Genomic DNA, 14,369 nt, shown 5'->3' on the forward strand with positions numbered 1-14,369 from the left:
GTATCAGCATTACGGCCTTTACCCGTACCCTCTGGGCAACTCGATCGTTTGGTGTGTCAGATGCACGTCCACGCATCGTGGGGAGAGCCATGTCAGGACCGTCCATGCAGACCACTGCCCGGAACAGCGTCGGCGTATCGCTGCCCGACAGCGGGCTGCCCGATGGATTCAGCCCGCGGCCGCGGCCCACGATCCGCAATGTGGCCGAGCGCGCGGGGGTGTCCAAGTCGCTGGTGTCCCTCGTACTCAGGGGATCACCTCATGTGAGCGAGCATCGCAGGGAGGCCGTCCTCCAGGCGGCCAGGGAGCTCGGCTACCGCCCGAACGCGGTGGCCCGCAGCCTCGTGGAGGGCCGCACCCATCTGGTGGGCGCCCTGGTGTCGGATCTGCACAACCCCTTCTATGCGGAGTTCCTGGACGGTCTGCAGGAGAGCCTGCACGGCGACGGTCTGCGACTGCTTATAGGAAGCGGCCGGTGGGATCCGGCGTTCGAGGACGAGGCCGTGGAGGCCTTCCTGGAGTTGCGTGTGGACGGCCTGGTGATGCTGGGTGTCGCCCCGTCCAGCGACACGCTCGCCGAGGCCGCCGCCTACACCCCCACCGTGGTCGTGGGTGAGCGCGACGTGAACCTCGAGGGCGTCGACATCGTCGTGGACGATGACCAACTCGGAGCCCGCCTGGCCGTCGACCACCTCGTGGAACTCGGTCACCGGCGGATCGCCCATATCGAAGGAACGCCGTCATCGGCCGCCCGCTGCCGCTGCGAGGGCTATCTGATGGCCATGCGCCGCCACACGCTCGCGCCGCACATCATGGTCGAGCACGGAGACTTCACCGAGGAGGGCGGCCGGCAGGCCGCGCTGGCCCTGCTGCGCCGTACGCCTCGGCCGACCGCGGTCTTCGCGGCCAACGACATCGTCGCGATGGGCGTGCTCACGGCCGCGAGCGAACTGGGCCTGCGCGTGCCTCAGGACCTGTCCGTGGTCGGGTACGACAACACGCATCTCGCGGCGGTGAACCAGATCTCGCTGACCAGCGTGGACCAGCCCCGGCGCGCGATGGGGCGGTCTGCCGCCGCCCTGCTCAGCGACCGCATCTCGGAGCCGGGCAAGGCGGCCAGGCTGCGCCAGGTTACCCCCCAACTGGTCGTCCGGCGGAGCACCGGGCCTGCGCCAAGCGATTCCCAAAGCTAGGTCAACCTCCGACGTGTCGTCTCGCGGCGGTGTTAACTCGTGCCGTGACGCCGACCCGGCGCGTCAGTGTCATCGGGGGGACCCGCCGGGGCGGCGACCGCATTTCGCGAGAATCGGGGGGATTCATGCGTGATCCGGAGCTGGTCTCCTGCGCACAGCGGGCGGCCGACGAGCTCGAACGGGCCTGGGTGCGCTGGCGGGAGGCCCGGGGGCTGACCGTCGGCGACGACGACGCCGGCGACCTCGCCGAGACCGTGGCGAGCTACGTCGCCCACTCGATCGAGCATCCGTGGGGACGCCCCCGGGTGGTGCTGGGACTCGACGCCGCGGACGCGCGCGAGCTGGCCGCCCTCCTGCACGGGCAGGACGGCCCGCCCCTGCGGCCTCCCACGCCCAGGCTCGGGCTCTCCGTGGCGCCGGGAGCCTAGCTCATCCATCGGCGTTTCCGGTGTGACGGCATGGTCACGTGCGCTTTGCGCGTAGGTTGGTTTCCCAGGGAAGTGTCTGGCAAATGCTGCCCGGCCCCGCCTATCAGGGCGTGGTTTGTCAGACACGACCGAAGTGTCGCGAAGGGATTCGAGCGTGATCAGTCGACCTCTTGCCGCCGCGATCGTGGGCCTGTGCGGGCTCAGCACCCTCGTGGCCTGCGGCTCTCTGGAGGTCTGGGGCGGTTCCGAGGCTCCCGACGCGACGAGCCCGGCCGCCGCCACCCGTACGGCGAACCCGCCGCGAGCCGATGCCAAGTCGCCTGCCAGGACGCACACCACCGCGCAGACCACCTCCCAGGGCAGATCTCAGGAGGACACGTCGCAGCGTGACGCTCAGGCCAAGCCGCTGGCCGGGAAGGTCATCGTCATCGATCCCGGCCACAACGCGAACAACTGGCGGCATCCCCAAGAGATCAACAAGCAGGTCGACGTCCTCACCAAGCGGAAGGCCTGCGACACCACCGGCACGTCGACCAACGACGGCTACAGCGAGCCCGCCTTCACCTGGGACGTCTCGAACCGGCTGGTCAAGCGGCTGAAGGAACTGGGCGCCAGGGTCCGGCTCACCCGCACCGCCGACACACCCTGGGGCCCCTGCATCACCGAGCGTGCGGCGATCGGGAACCGGGCCAGGGCGGTCGCGGCGATCTCCATCCACGCCGACGGGGCGCCGTCGAACGGCCACGGTTTCCACGTGATCATCCCCAGGAAGATCGACGGACCGGTCGACCCCGTCGTTGACGACTCCGAGCGGCTGGGTCGTAAGATCCGGAACGCCTACCGCCACGGCACCGGCCTGCCGTACTCGAACTATCTCGGCAAGAACGCGCTCGACTTCCGCAGCGACCTCGGCGGCCTCAACCTGTCGGAGGTTCCGAAGATATTCATCGAGTGCGGGAACATGCGGAACGCGCAGGACGCGGCCAAGCTGAAGGACGAGGGGTTCCGGCAGCGCATCGCCGACTCCCTGGCGCGAGGTCTCCGGGACTACCTGCTGACCTGACCACCCGAGCCGGACACCCCGGAAATTTGGCATGATCTGGGGCATGGATCACCTCCTCCCCCGCCCCCGTGTGTCCGAGAGCACGCCCGGTGTGTTCGAGTTCGTTCCCGGCTCGTCGGTTTCCGGACCGGCCGCCCTCGTCGATGCCGTACGGCTCTCGCTTGCCGTGCTCGACCTCAGGCCCGCCGAGGCGGGAGCGGACACGGCCGCGGTGCGGGTGGTCGAGGACGCCGGCCTCGGCCCCGAGGCGTACGAGATCGAGATCACCGCCGAGGGGGTGCGGATCGCCGCGGGAGACCGGGCCGGCGCGTTCTACGCCGGACAGACGCTGCGGCAGCTCCTGCCCGCCGAGGCGTACCGGGCGGCGGCCCTCCCCGGCACGGTCTGGGCCGTGCCGTGCGGACGGCTCGCGGACGCGCCCGCACTCTCCTGGCGCGGGGCCCACCTCGACGTCGCCCGCAACTTCCTGCCCAAGCGGGAGGTCCTGCGGATGATCGACATGCTGGCCCTCCACAAGCTCAACCGGCTCCACCTGCACCTGGTGGACGACCAGGGGTGGCGCGTGGAGAGCCGGGCCTATCCGCTGCTCCACGAGATCGGCTCGCACCGGGATCAGACGACCACCAGTTACTACCGTGAGGAGCCGGCCTTCGACGGCGTCCCCCATGGCGGGTACTACACGCTGACGGACCTGGCGGAGATCTCCGCCTATGCGACGGCCCGGGCGGTCACCGTCGTACCGGAGATCGACGTACCCGGGCACGCATCGGCGATCCTGGCGGCGTACCCCGAGTTCGCGGCGCGGCCGGCAGACACATATCGGGTGCTGGACCGGTGGGGCATCTCACCGGCGATCCTCTCCCCGTTGCCGGCCACGGTCGACTTCCTCACCACGGTCTTCGACGAGATCATCGGTGCGCTGGGTGACGTGCCGTACTTCCACATCGGCGGCGACGAGTGTGTGCTGGACGACTGGGCGGCCTCCGCCGAGATCTCCGCGTACCAGGAGAAGCTGGGCCTGGCGACCCCGGCCGACCTGCACGCATGGTTCCTGCGGCGGCTGGCCGACGTGCTCGCCGAGCGCCGGAGCCGTGCCGTCGTGTGGGACGAGGCGTTCGTCAGCGGAATGCTCAGGCAGGACACGGTGGTCATGCCGTGGCGCGGCCCGCAGGTCGGGCGACGGGCCGCGGCGGCGGGCCACGAGGTGGTCGCGACGCCGGTGTTCCCGATGTACTTCGACTACGCCGAGGCGGCCTCGGCGGAGGAGCCGTTGGCCATCGGCGACACGATCACGCTGGCCGACGTGGCGGCCTTCGCGCCTGTGCCGTCAGAATGGACGGTCGAGGAGCGGGACCGGGTGGTCGGCGTGCAGTTCCAGCTCTGGAGCGAGCGGATCCCCGACGGGCGGACGCTCGACTACCGGGCCTGGCCGCGTGGCTGCGCGGCGGCTGAGATCGCCTGGAGCGGCGCACCCGTCTCGGAGTGCTTCACCGGTCGGCTCGACGCCCATCTCGTACGGCTGGACGCCTTCGGCGTGGAATATCGTCCGCCGGCGGGACCGCGGCCGTGGCAGCGGGGCGGCAGCGGGTGGCGGCGCCATCGTCCGGGCGTCGTGGACGTGCAGGAGATGATGAGGCACCTGCACGAGTTGACCCAATCGGCCGACTCCACCCGCCCCAGCACGAGTTCGTGACGCCCGTCCGCCCCGGCTCTCGGCCGGGGCGGCAGCACTGCGAGATCACGAATGGCGCCACACCAGGTCAGGGGTGCGGTCTGCGAGAAAATGCAAGATCACGGGGGAGGGGGTTCTCCCGGGGGTGCCCACGGGAGTTATGGGGGGTTATGGCGTGACGGTGTAGCCGGCCTCTTCGACGGCCTGCCGTACGGCCTCGTCGGTCACGCCTTCGCCGGTGACGTCGAGCCGGCCCGTGGCGAGGTCCACGTCCACGCCGGTCACGCCCGGGACCTCGCCGACCTCCTCGGTGACCGAGGCCACGCAGTGACCGCAGGTCATACCCTGCACCGTGTAGGTCTTCACGCTCATGTCGCTCTCCTCAATGGTCGTCTTCGCGTCGGTCAGGCGGTCTCGCCGACGGCGCTCCGGCCGATGACCTCGCGGATCGAGGTGTGGCCGTGGCGGCGCAGGCGGCGGGACAGCCCGCGGTGGATCCGCCAGGCCCACAGCGGGCCACCGTAGATCATTCCGGTGTATCCCTGGACGAGGGTGGCCCCGGCGAGCAGCCGCGCCCACACGTCGTCGGCGTCCTCGACGCCGCCGACCGAGACGATCGCGAGACGGCCGCCGACCCTCCGGTGCAGCCGGCGCAGCACCTCGAGCGACCTGGACTTCAGCGGACGCCCCGACAGCCCTCCGGTCTCGGCGCTGGAGACCCCCGCACGGCTGATCGTGGTGTTCGTGGCGATGATCCCGGCGAGCCCCAGGTCGGCGGCGAGATCCGCGACGGCGTCGATGTCCTCGTCCGCCAGGTCTGGGGCGATCTTGACGAGCAGCGGTGTCCGGCCCGCGGTCTCCCGTACGGCCGTCAGCAGCGGACGCAGCAGTTCCACCGCCTGAAGGTCGCGCAGCCCCGGCGTGTTGGGCGAGCTCACGTTGACCACAAGGTAGTCGGCGAGCGGAGCCAGCAGCCGAGCACTCGACACGTAGTCGGCCACGGCCTCGTTCTCCGGCACCACCTTGGTCTTGCCGATGTTGACGCCGACCACGGCCGGAAGGCTCCGGGACCGGCGCAGCCGCCTGGCCGCCGCGTGGGCTCCCGCGTTGTTGAAGCCCATCCGGTTGATGATCGCCCGGCTCTCCGGGAGCCGGAACAGGCGGGGGCGTGGGTTGCCGGGCTGGGCCCGTGCCGTGATCGTGCCGACCTCGACGTGGCCGAAGCCCAGGGCCGCGAGCGCCTCGAAGCACCCCGCGTCCTTGTCGAAGCCGGCGGCGAGCCCGAAGGGCGCCGGGAAGTGCACGCCGAACGCCTGGACGCGCAGCGACTCGTCGCGCGGCGCGAGCCATCCGTACAGCAGCCGTTTGACCACCGGCAGCACTGAGAGCAGGCGGAGCAGCCTGACCGTGAGATGGTGCACGGCCTCCGCGTCGAACCGGCTCAGGACCTGCGTGAAGACGAGTCGATACATCGCGGTCAGCCTATCGTCCACGGCATGGGGCCGCCCCGGAGCGTCCGGCACTCCGGGGCGGCCCAGGTCGTCCCTGGTCGGGCGCCGTCAGTGCTTCGCCTTCTTGCCCTCCGGGGTCACCGCGTACCACTCGCCGCCGAAGTCCTTGACGTTCTGACCGGCCGTGTCGCCGGCCTTCTGGTCCTTGGCGTAGTAGTACAGCGGATGCTTGTTGTAGGTGATCTGGGTGCCGCCGTCCTCGCGCTTGATCGTGCCGAGCAGGCTCCCGTTGATGCCGGTTCCGCCCTGGGGTTGCCCGAGCGTGAGCGCGGGCGGCCAGGCCGCCGCGCACGCCGCCGAGCAGGCCGACTTGTCCTTCTTGTCCTCGGTGAACAGATAGAGAGTGCGGCCCTCCGTCCCGACGAGAATCTTGCCGAGGCTGGTCTGCGCGACGTCGATCTTCGCCGGGCCCGTCGGCGTCGCCATGACCGGCGAGGTCGGCGACGCGGGGGCGCCGGACTCGGGCATCGCCGATCCGGACTCGTAGGGGGTCTCGCTCGGCTCGGTGTAGTGCTCATTGGCGGCAGGCTTGGCGGCGTTGTCGTGCTCCTCGGCGCTGCCACATCCTGACGCCAGCAAGCCAACGGTGATCACGCCGGCGTACAGCAGTTTCCTCATCTTCGGCCTCCTGGGAAGTTTCTGAGCACGGGTCCCAGGAGACACGTGAGGGCATGGGGTGTGCCGCCAAGACACGAAGATCTGGGACATCCCTTTACCGTCTACTGAAAGTCGCCTGATCTGGGCGCGTCAGGTCGCCGCCTGCCAGGACGTCGCCCGCTCGGACGCCGCCTGCTCGAGCGTCACCCGCTCGGGTGCCGCCTGCTCGGGTGCCGCCCGCTCTGACGCCGCCTGCTCGAATTCGGAGGGGAGCTGTGCCATCGCGTGGTCGAAGGCCTCACCCGCCACCGCCTCGCGCAGTGTCAGCAGGACGGCACTCACTCCGCCGCGGGTTTCCTCCACCGTCAGCCCGGTGCGGCGGCTCACGCGGCGCACCATGTCACGCAGGCCGAACCGCTCGATCCTCTCGCTGATGTGAAGTGACTCCCGCAGCGGCGCCGGGAGCTCGGCCGCCAAATGACGGGCCTCCCCCGCGCTGAGCCGATCCCCCAGCGTCTCGACCGTCGCGCGGGACAGGTCCGCGGCCTCCTCGCGCGATAATCCAGAGCGTTCCTCTACCAACCGGACGAACTCCTTGTACTCCACTCCGCTCCCATTCCCCCGAGAAGCGGATAAATGAGCAGTTTTCCGGAAATTGTGTACGGGACGCCCAGCCCGTACGGCTGGAGCCGGCACAGCCGGCGCGCGAGAGACCGGCGGCCGACACGCAACCGCGATCAAGGGAGCCTGCCCGCCGCGGCGGCGGGGGCGATGCCATGCTGGCCCTCGAACGCCGTCCAGCAGCGTCGGCCGGCTGCGACAACGCGGCGTCTTCCGTGCGGATCGCCCCCCTTCCGCCAGTTCGTGCATATCGTGCGGCAGAGAAGGAGCACCCGGATGACTGAGCAGATGCCGCTCACCCCGCCCGATCCCTCAGGTCTCGAGGCGTGGATCCGGCAGGTCCTCCGGCTGGCCGGCCCGCGCGCGTCCGCCCACATACCGCCGCTCCCGGCCACCGGACCCGGAGTCTCGGCCGTCCAGTCGGCCGAGGCGGGACCCGAGATGGGGTTCGAGGTGGGGTTTGAGCCGCCACCGCGGAACCGACCGCAGGACCGGCCAGGCGACTCCCGTCAGGAGTCGGCTTCTCGGCGCTGAAGTGAGCGACCGGGAGAGCCCGTTGAGACGCGGGGGCGGCGATTCATCGCTCCGGTCATTGCTCCGCCTGTCCGTTGGCCAGATGGATCCATCGGATGTGCACCGCCGAATCCGGTTTCGCACGCTCATCCTGCCCCGTCCGCTCCACGGGTGGCGCCGGAGGCTCCTCGTTCTCGCGTGCGCCGAGCAGGGGCAGCCGGAGCACGAAGCAGGCTCCCCCGCCCCCGGAGTCCTCGACGCCGATGCTGCCGCCGTGCGCCCTGGCGATCTCGCGGGAGATGGCCAGGCCGAGCCCGGTGCCGCCCGGGTCGAGTTTGCGTGACTCCTCCAGCCGGGTGAAGCGCTCGAAGATGCGGTCCCTGTCCTGGAGTGGGACACCATGTCCGTCGTCCGCCACAGCCAGCTCCGCCGACCCGCCGTTTCGACTGACCGTGACCTTGATCGTGCTGATGGCATGCCGCTGCGCGTTGTCCAGCAGGTTACGCAGCACCCGCCGGATCTGGGTCCGCATCCCCAGCACCCAGACATCGCTTTCGATTTTGAGCTGGACGGGGATGCGCCCCGTGCGCTGGGTGACCTCCTCCTCGGCCAGGCCTCCGAGGTCCACCGGGGTGGGCCGCATGGCCCCCGTCCCCTCCCGCAGGCGGGAGAGCAGCAGCAGGTCACTGATGATCTCTTCCAGCCGCTCGACGTCGCGCAGTTCCTGGCGCAGCAGCTCATCCAGGTCGCCATGCTCCCGGCTGAGCTGCAGTTCCTCTATGTGGAGGCGCAGGGCGGTGAGGGGTGTGCGCAGTTCGTGGGAGACGTCGGAGGCGAACTTCCGCACCTGCTTGACCTGGTCGAGCGTCTTGTTGATGCATCCGGCGAGCTGGGCGACCTCGCCCCGTCCCCGGGGCTGCTCGATCCGGCCGTCGCCGCCGCCGCGGTTGATCCGCTCCAGCGCCGTGCAGATCTCCCGTACCGGACGCAGCGTGCGGGTGACGACCTTGCGGACCGTCCAGACGGACAGCACCACGAGCACGACCGCCTGCAGCACGATCAGGATGTCGAGGAGGCCGACGACGACGGGTCTGGCGACACGCTGGGCCGTGTAGACGATCGGGGAGTCCGGCTCCGGCCACACCCGCACCGCCGTGGAGAGCAGGCAACCCTGCCTGGGATGTGCGCAGGCCTGCGTCATCTGGACCGGATCGTCACCGGGTGGGCGGACCGTGCTCAGCAGGGGCAGATTCCGGGCCGCACTCGACGTGCTGAGCATCTCCCCCTTCGGCCCCACGACCTGCGCCAGCTCGACGCTCGGGACACCGGTCTCCACCGTGCCGCCGAGCCGGCCCGCCCGTACGCGCTGCGCGAGGGCGAGCGCGGCCTCGTGGCTGGATCCCCACCACGCCATGGTGACCCGGTCCCGGGCGATCTTCCCCAGAAGGAAGCTCCCCGGCAGCAGGACGAGAATGGCCAAAATCAGAGAGAAGAGGGTGAGCCGGGCGCACAGTGCTCGTACGCACGGGACCACGTACAGACCCCACATATCGGATCCGATTACCCAACACCCGACAGGATGCCCCCTCACCGGCGAAAAGGTCTGCCGACTCTTTACCGAAGAGACCTTTGGGCAGGGGGCGGTTCAGCCGCGCTCTCAGCCGCTCACTCTGTGGGCCAGTCGCTCGAGGCTCTCGTCCAGGGCGCTGGCCACGAAGTCCCCCGCAGGGGCGTGCTCCTCGTCGAAGAAGGACAGGTGGACGGTCACGTCGCTGCTTGAATCATCGATCCCGGCCACCTGGAGCCACCCGGCGTACCGGTCGTCGTCCCGAGTGCCCCACTCCATGCGGAGCTGGTCGCGCTCGGTCCGCAGCAGCGCGCGCTCGTCCTGTCCCTTCGCGTCCTCGTGGACCGTCACAGCGGGCGGATCCTCCGGCCGCACGTGCAGGTCACGCGGCAGCCAGTCGTCGAGCTCGTCGATGTCGCACGCGCGCTCGAAGACCTGGTCGGCGGGGGCCGCGATCCTGCGGGAGCGTTCGAACTCGCTCATCTCTCCTCCCTCGTTCCTTCTCGCCTCACCGCCGCCCTACCCGCGCTCGCCCGGAGAAACGTCGGTGACGGGAAAACGCCGAGCGGCCGCCCGGGCCCCTTCCGTCGAACGGGGGGCGCGGGCGGCCGCGGGCGTACGGACCGCCGGATCAGCCGGATCAGTCGGATCAGTCGGATCAGCCGGCGTCGGCCAGCCAGAGGTCGGGGCCGAACACCTCGTAGTGGATCCGTGACGCGGGCAGGCCACGGCCGAGCAGCTCGGCGCGTACGCAGCGCATGAACGGCAGCGGCCCGCACAGGTAGGCGACCGTGCCCTCCGGCAGATCGATGTCCGCGAGGTCCATCAGGCCGGTCCTGGCCCCGTCGCCGTCGTCGGTTCCGGTGCCGGGGGCGGCGTAGTTCTGCTCGTACCACAGGTGCAGCGTGGCGTCGGGCAATGTCCCGACCAGGCGGCCGAGCTCGTCGCGGTGCGCGTGATCGGCCGCGCTGCGGTCGGCGTGCGCGACCGTGATCCGGCGGGTGGACCCGGTGGCGGCGAGGTGATCGACCATCGCGAGGATCGGGGTGACGCCGATGCCGGCCGAGGCCAGCAGCAGGGGAGCATCGCCGTCGGCGAGCGTCATCTCGCCGAACGGCGCCGAGACCGTCAACTCGTCGCCGACGCCGATTTCGGCGTGCAGCCAGTTGGACACCTCGCCGTCCGGCCCGGGCTCGCCATCCGGCCCGGCTTCGCCGTACACGCGCTTGACCGTGATGCGCCAGTCGTCGCCGGGCGCGGACGACAGGCTGTACTGGCGGATCTGCCGGGCCCCGTCCGGCAGCGGAACGGTGACGCTGACGTACTGCCCCGGCCTGAAGGACATCGGGGTCTCCGGCCGCAGCGTGAGGGAGATCACGTCGTGGGTCTCGCGCCGCCGCTCGACCACGCGCGCCCGCAGCCAGACCTCTCCGATCCCGCGGCGGGTCTCCCGGTAGAGGCCGATCTCCAGGTTGATCAGCGCCTCGGCCATGAGCCAGTAGACCTCGTCCCAGGCGGCGACGACGTCGGGGGTGGCGGCCTCGCCGAGGACCTCGGCGATGGCGCCGAACAGGTACTTGTGCACCACGTTGTACTGCTCGGGCGTGACGCCCAGCGACACGTGCTTGTGCGCGATCCGGGCGAGCATGAGGTCGGGCCGCTGGTCGGGGTGGTTCACCAGCATGGCGGCGAAGGCGGCGATCGAGCCGGCCAGGGCCTTGCGCTGCTCACCGTTGGCCTGGTTGCCCCGGTTGAACAGGTCCCGCAGCAGCTCCGGGTTGTCGGCGAACATGTCGTCGTAGAAGGTGGCGGTGATCTTCTCGATGGCTTCGCCGACGACCGGCAGGGTGGCGCGGACGACCGCGGCCGAGTCCGGGGAGAGCATCCGTCCTCCGATGACTAGTAGGTGATCTTCCCTTGTTTTGATCCGGGGTGGGATCCGGCACGGCGAGGAGGGCTTGCCATGGCTCGACCGCTGTAGTTATGAAAACTAACCGGATGGCGGCTTAGGTCCCGATTTGGGGATATTTGACCGGGGCGAGGGGGTGGCTTGGTACGATGCCGCGCCGCCCCCGCATCGCGAAGCCGTAGGCGCCTCCCGGGTGTGGAGGGCCGGGGCCGCTCCACGTAGGGTCCGATATATGAGCGATCACTACGATGTCGTTGTCCTCGGCGCGGGCCCGGGCGGTTACGTCGCGGCGGTCCGGGCGGCCCAACTCGGCCTCAGCACGGCGATCGTCGAGGAGCGCTACTGGGGCGGGGTCTGCCTCAACGTGGGATGCATCCCCTCGAAGGCGCTGCTGCGCAACGCCGAACTCGTCCATCTGCTCACTCACGAGGCCAGGACGTTCGGCATCGGGGTCGAGGGGAACCTCACCTTCGACTACGGCGAGGCGTTCCGGCGGAGCCGCAAGGTCGCGGACGGCCGCGTCAAGGGCGTGCACTACCTGATGAAGAAGAACGGGATCACCGAACACCACGGCTGGGGCGCCTTCACCGATCCGCACACCCTGCGGGTCGAGGGATCCGACGGCAACGCGCGGACCGTCACATTCGACCACTGCATCGTCGCCGCCGGGGCGACGACCAGGCTGCTGCCCGGGACCTCGCTGAGCGAGCGGGTCGTGACGTACGAGGAGCAGATCCTCACCGAGAAGCTGCCGGAGAGCATCGTCATCGCCGGCGCGGGCGCCATCGGGGTCGAGTTCGCGTACGTGCTGAGCAGCTACGGCGTCAAGGTGACGATCGTCGAGTTCCTCGACCGCATGGTGCCGCTGGAGGACGCCGAGGTGTCGGCCGAACTGGCGCGGCGCTACAAGCGGCTCGGCATCGAGGTGCTGACCTCCACCCGGGTCGAGTCGATCGACGACTCTGGCGAGAAGGTTCGGGTGACGGTCTCACGCGACGGCGCCACGTCCGTCCTGGAGGCCGACAAGGTCCTGCAGGCCATCGGGTTCCAGCCCCGGGTGGAGGGCTACGGCCTCGATCGGACCGGCGTACGGCTCACCGACCGGGGCGCCATCGACGTCGACGGGCGGTGCCGTACGAGCGTGCCGCACATCTTCGCGATCGGCGACGTGACGGCCAAGCTCATGCTCGCGCACGCGGCCGAGGCGATGGGCATCGTCGCGGCCGAGACGATCGCGGACGCCGAGACGATGGAGCTCGACTATGTGATGATCCCGCGGGCGACCTTCTGCCAGCCGCAGATCGCGAGCTTCGGCTTCACCGAAGCGCAGGCCCGCGAGCGCGGCTTCGACGTCAAGGTCGCCAAGTTCCCGTTCAGCGCGAACGGCAAGGCGCACGGCATGGGCGACACCGCGGGATTCGTCAAGCTTCTCAGCGACGCGAAATACGGCGAGCTGCTCGGCGCCCACCTGATCGGCCCCGACGTCACCGAGCTGCTGCCCGAGCTGACCCTGGCCCAGCAGTGGGAGCTGACCGTCAACGAGATGGCGCGCAACGTCCACGCCCACCCCACGCTGAGCGAGGCGGTCAAGGAGGCGATCCACGGCCTGGCCGGCCACATGATCAACATGTGAGCATTCACCCGGCTTCACCAGGGGACCGACGGGCTCTCCAGGCTGCCGCCGAAAGCGCCGGCGCGGGCCTTCCGCCACCGCTGCCGGACATTGCGCAGGTTCCCGCCCGTCCGGGGTGCCGCGGCGGTCACCGGTCCGCAGGTGACGATCGAGCCGTTGCCCGGCGGCGAGACACCGGCGCATATGTGGGGTGAAGAGACGGCGACGTCCCCGGTGGAGTCGAAGAACTCGATCAGGATGTCCGAACGCACCGAGGCGCTTCCCCGGATCCGCCCGAGCATATGGACGACGTCGCCCACCACCGCCATGCAGGGCCGCGACGATGGTCAGAGCGCGGGCAGGGCTTTCATGCCGTTCGGGTTCAGGTCGGCCTCCAGGCGGATGCCGCCGATGGTCGTCGCCCGCTCGCTGCCCGAGTTCTGCTCCGCCCACTTCTGCGCCTGCTTACGCAGCTTGGGCTGGGCGGCCAGCACCGCATCGGCCATCATGGCGGCGAGGCTCTTGCACGCCTTGGTATGGACGCCGAGCCAGCAGGTCGCCTCCACCACCTTCACCTTGTCGTCGGCGTCGTACTCGATGTCGACGTGCATATCGCCCCGATCATCCGGGGGCTCGCACTTCATCTGCGATTTGGCCCGGCTGTACAGATCCTGCGTCTTGGGATCCTTGACGCACTTCCACTTGTTGGCCCGCTTCATCCAGTCGTCGACGATAAAGGAAACGGTCACGCCGGGCAGATACTGTGCCTTGGCATCCGGAAACTTCCCCGCGAACGCGGGCACGCTGTTGTCACCCCTCGGCTTGGTCGTCGTCAGTCCGACGACACCGCCGATGATGCCGCCCAGCACCAGGGCCGCGATCGCCGCACCGATGGTCAGCAGCACGAACCCCGATCTCGGCCTGGGCGTGCGGGGCATGCCGCCACCCGGCGGGACGGGATATCCGGGCGGCACCTGGAATCCCTGCTGTTGGAATCCGGGCTGTTGGAAGCCCTGCTGCCCGGGAGGTCCGTACTGCGGCTGCGGCTGTGGCTGCGGCTGCGGCTGCGGCTGCGGCGGAGGCTGCACCGGCTGCCAGGCCGTGCCGTCCCACCAGAACCTGCCGTCGGGTGAGTAAGGTCCGGGTCGTGCAGCCATCGTCATTTCTCCCGGATGGTGAACTCGACGCTTTCCGCCTCAGGGCGTTGTAAGACGTACTCGTAGTCGCCGATGGTGGCCTTGGTGTCCTTGTTGTTTTCGAGCTGCTGGGCTATCCAGCCCTCGATCTCCTTCGTCAATACCGGATCGTCCCGGAACGGCAGGGCGGCGAACCACGACAGGTAGGAGAGCCCGGTGCCGGTCAGCGCCTTGTCGTCCATCCGATGGAGCCTGACCGAAACCGAATAGATGTAGCCCCCGGAGGTCTGCAACCAGAGGTCGAAATACACGTGGCCGATCACCATGTCGCAGTGCCACGACGAGCTCTTCTCCTCGCACGTGTGCCCCCGGTCCTTCAATGCCTCGACCAGGGTGGTGACCTTGAGCCCGGGAATGCAGCCATAGGAGTTGCCGCAGTCCTGCGTCATCTGATTACTGCGATAGTCGCGCGTGAGCGCGTACGCGCCGCCGCCGGCGGCCAGGAACACGACCAGGGCGATCACGAAGACCAGGAGCCCGCGACGGG

Annotated in this window: 16 protein-coding genes; 6 read left to right on the top strand and 10 right to left on the bottom strand. The window is 69.6% G+C overall.

Translation table 11 applies throughout. The features are described from left to right. The first annotated feature begins 89 nt into the window (after positions 1–89). From Mth01_RS23520 to Mth01_RS23535, 4 genes are all read left to right on the top strand, one after another. Positions 90–1,193 carry a LacI family DNA-binding transcriptional regulator gene (locus Mth01_RS23520; RefSeq protein ID WP_204018108.1) on the top strand — a complete coding sequence of 368 codons (1,104 nt, stop codon included), beginning with the start codon at positions 90–92 and terminating at the stop codon, positions 1,191–1,193. Positions 1,194–1,318: 125 nt separating this feature from the next. Further along, positions 1,319–1,621, top strand: coding sequence for a hypothetical protein (locus tag Mth01_RS23525; RefSeq protein ID WP_204018109.1), 303 nt, complete (start codon positions 1,319–1,321; stop codon positions 1,619–1,621). Positions 1,622–1,775: 154 nt separating this feature from the next. Next, positions 1,776–2,684 carry an N-acetylmuramoyl-L-alanine amidase gene (locus tag Mth01_RS23530; RefSeq protein ID WP_204018110.1) on the top strand — a complete coding sequence of 303 codons (909 nt, stop codon included), beginning with the start codon at positions 1,776–1,778 and terminating at the stop codon, positions 2,682–2,684. 43 nt (positions 2,685–2,727) lie between these two features. Continuing rightward, positions 2,728–4,377, top strand: coding sequence for a beta-N-acetylhexosaminidase (locus tag Mth01_RS23535; RefSeq protein WP_204018111.1), 1,650 nt, complete (start codon positions 2,728–2,730; stop codon positions 4,375–4,377). Between the two features lie 147 nt (positions 4,378–4,524). Here the strand turns inward: Mth01_RS23535 and Mth01_RS23540 are convergent, their stop codons facing one another. From Mth01_RS23540 to Mth01_RS23555, 4 genes are all read right to left on the bottom strand, one after another. Then, entirely contained in the window at positions 4,525–4,728 is a 204-nt protein-coding gene (locus Mth01_RS23540) for a heavy-metal-associated domain-containing protein (RefSeq protein WP_204018112.1), read from the bottom strand. Between the two features lie 32 nt (positions 4,729–4,760). After that, positions 4,761–5,828 carry a quinone-dependent dihydroorotate dehydrogenase gene (locus Mth01_RS23545; RefSeq protein ID WP_204018113.1) on the bottom strand — a complete coding sequence of 356 codons (1,068 nt, stop codon included), beginning with the start codon at positions 5,826–5,828 and terminating at the stop codon, positions 4,761–4,763. 87 nt (positions 5,829–5,915) lie between these two features. After that, positions 5,916–6,485, bottom strand: a complete 570-nt coding sequence (locus Mth01_RS23550) for a COG4315 family predicted lipoprotein (RefSeq protein WP_204018114.1) — start codon at positions 6,483–6,485, stop codon at positions 5,916–5,918. 129 nt (positions 6,486–6,614) lie between these two features. After that, the gene (locus Mth01_RS23555) at positions 6,615–7,070 is read right to left on the bottom strand and encodes a DUF2267 domain-containing protein (RefSeq protein ID WP_204018115.1); all 456 of its coding nucleotides are present in this window, start codon (positions 7,068–7,070) and stop codon (positions 6,615–6,617) included. A gap of 291 nt (positions 7,071–7,361) precedes the next feature. On the opposite strand from Mth01_RS23555, the gene Mth01_RS23560 reads away from it, so the two are divergent. Continuing rightward, on the top strand, positions 7,362–7,619 hold the full coding sequence (locus tag Mth01_RS23560) for a hypothetical protein (RefSeq protein WP_204018116.1): 258 nt from the start codon (positions 7,362–7,364) through the stop codon (positions 7,617–7,619). A gap of 55 nt (positions 7,620–7,674) precedes the next feature. Here the strand turns inward: Mth01_RS23560 and Mth01_RS23565 are convergent, their stop codons facing one another. The 3 genes from Mth01_RS23565 to Mth01_RS23575 form a co-directional block, all read right to left on the bottom strand. Beyond that, positions 7,675–9,078: a sensor histidine kinase gene (locus tag Mth01_RS23565; protein WP_204018117.1), complete on the bottom strand. Its 1,404-nt coding sequence runs from the start codon at positions 9,076–9,078 to the stop codon at positions 7,675–7,677. A gap of 177 nt (positions 9,079–9,255) precedes the next feature. Beyond that, positions 9,256–9,648, bottom strand: a complete 393-nt coding sequence (locus tag Mth01_RS23570; protein ID WP_204018118.1) for an SRPBCC family protein — start codon at positions 9,646–9,648, stop codon at positions 9,256–9,258. A 175-nt stretch (positions 9,649–9,823) separates the two neighbouring features. Continuing rightward, positions 9,824–11,050, bottom strand: coding sequence for a globin domain-containing protein (locus Mth01_RS23575; RefSeq protein ID WP_204018119.1), 1,227 nt, complete (start codon positions 11,048–11,050; stop codon positions 9,824–9,826). A gap of 256 nt (positions 11,051–11,306) precedes the next feature. Here Mth01_RS23575 and lpdA point away from each other — a divergent pair, with 256 nt between their 5' ends. Continuing rightward, entirely contained in the window at positions 11,307–12,707 is a 1,401-nt protein-coding gene (lpdA, locus tag Mth01_RS23580) for a dihydrolipoyl dehydrogenase (protein ID WP_204018120.1), read from the top strand. A gap of 14 nt (positions 12,708–12,721) precedes the next feature. On the opposite strand, the gene Mth01_RS23585 is transcribed toward lpdA, so the two are convergent. The 3 genes from Mth01_RS23585 to Mth01_RS23595 form a co-directional block, all read right to left on the bottom strand. Beyond that, positions 12,722–12,958 (bottom strand): hypothetical protein, encoded by a 237-nt coding sequence (locus tag Mth01_RS23585; protein WP_204018121.1) that lies wholly within the window; start codon positions 12,956–12,958, stop codon positions 12,722–12,724. 75 nt (positions 12,959–13,033) lie between these two features. Then, on the bottom strand, positions 13,034–13,843 hold the full coding sequence (locus Mth01_RS23590) for a hypothetical protein (RefSeq protein ID WP_204018122.1): 810 nt from the start codon (positions 13,841–13,843) through the stop codon (positions 13,034–13,036). Between the two features lie 2 nt (positions 13,844–13,845). Continuing rightward, positions 13,846–14,346: a hypothetical protein gene (locus Mth01_RS23595; protein WP_204018123.1), complete on the bottom strand. Its 501-nt coding sequence runs from the start codon at positions 14,344–14,346 to the stop codon at positions 13,846–13,848. Between the last annotated feature and the right edge of the window lie 23 nt (positions 14,347–14,369).

This window comes from Sphaerimonospora thailandensis (genome assembly GCF_016863115.1).
Taxonomy (GTDB): domain Bacteria; phylum Actinomycetota; class Actinomycetes; order Streptosporangiales; family Streptosporangiaceae; genus Sphaerimonospora; species Sphaerimonospora cavernae.

Bases quoted from the DNA above. Each gene is read 5' to 3' on its own strand.
- Mth01_RS23520 (WP_204018108.1), top strand. From the start codon at position 90: ATGTCAGGACCGTCCATGCAGACCACTGCCCGGAACAGCGTCGGCGTA.
- Mth01_RS23525 (WP_204018109.1), top strand. From the start codon at position 1,319: ATGCGTGATCCGGAGCTGGTCTCCTGCGCACAGCGGGCGGCCGACGAG.
- Mth01_RS23535 (WP_204018111.1), top strand. From the start codon at position 2,728: ATGGATCACCTCCTCCCCCGCCCCCGTGTGTCCGAGAGCACGCCCGGT.
- Mth01_RS23540 (WP_204018112.1), bottom strand. From the start codon at position 4,728: ATGAGCGTGAAGACCTACACGGTGCAGGGTATGACCTGCGGTCACTGC.
- Mth01_RS23545 (WP_204018113.1), bottom strand. From the start codon at position 5,828: ATGTATCGACTCGTCTTCACGCAGGTCCTGAGCCGGTTCGACGCGGAG.
- Mth01_RS23550 (WP_204018114.1), bottom strand. From the start codon at position 6,485: ATGAGGAAACTGCTGTACGCCGGCGTGATCACCGTTGGCTTGCTGGCG.
- Mth01_RS23560 (WP_204018116.1), top strand. From the start codon at position 7,362: ATGACTGAGCAGATGCCGCTCACCCCGCCCGATCCCTCAGGTCTCGAG.
- Mth01_RS23570 (WP_204018118.1), bottom strand. From the start codon at position 9,648: ATGAGCGAGTTCGAACGCTCCCGCAGGATCGCGGCCCCCGCCGACCAG.
- Mth01_RS23575 (WP_204018119.1), bottom strand. From the start codon at position 11,050: ATGCTCTCCCCGGACTCGGCCGCGGTCGTCCGCGCCACCCTGCCGGTC.
- lpdA (WP_204018120.1), top strand. From the start codon at position 11,307: ATGAGCGATCACTACGATGTCGTTGTCCTCGGCGCGGGCCCGGGCGGT.
- Mth01_RS23590 (WP_204018122.1), bottom strand. From the start codon at position 13,843: ATGGCTGCACGACCCGGACCTTACTCACCCGACGGCAGGTTCTGGTGG.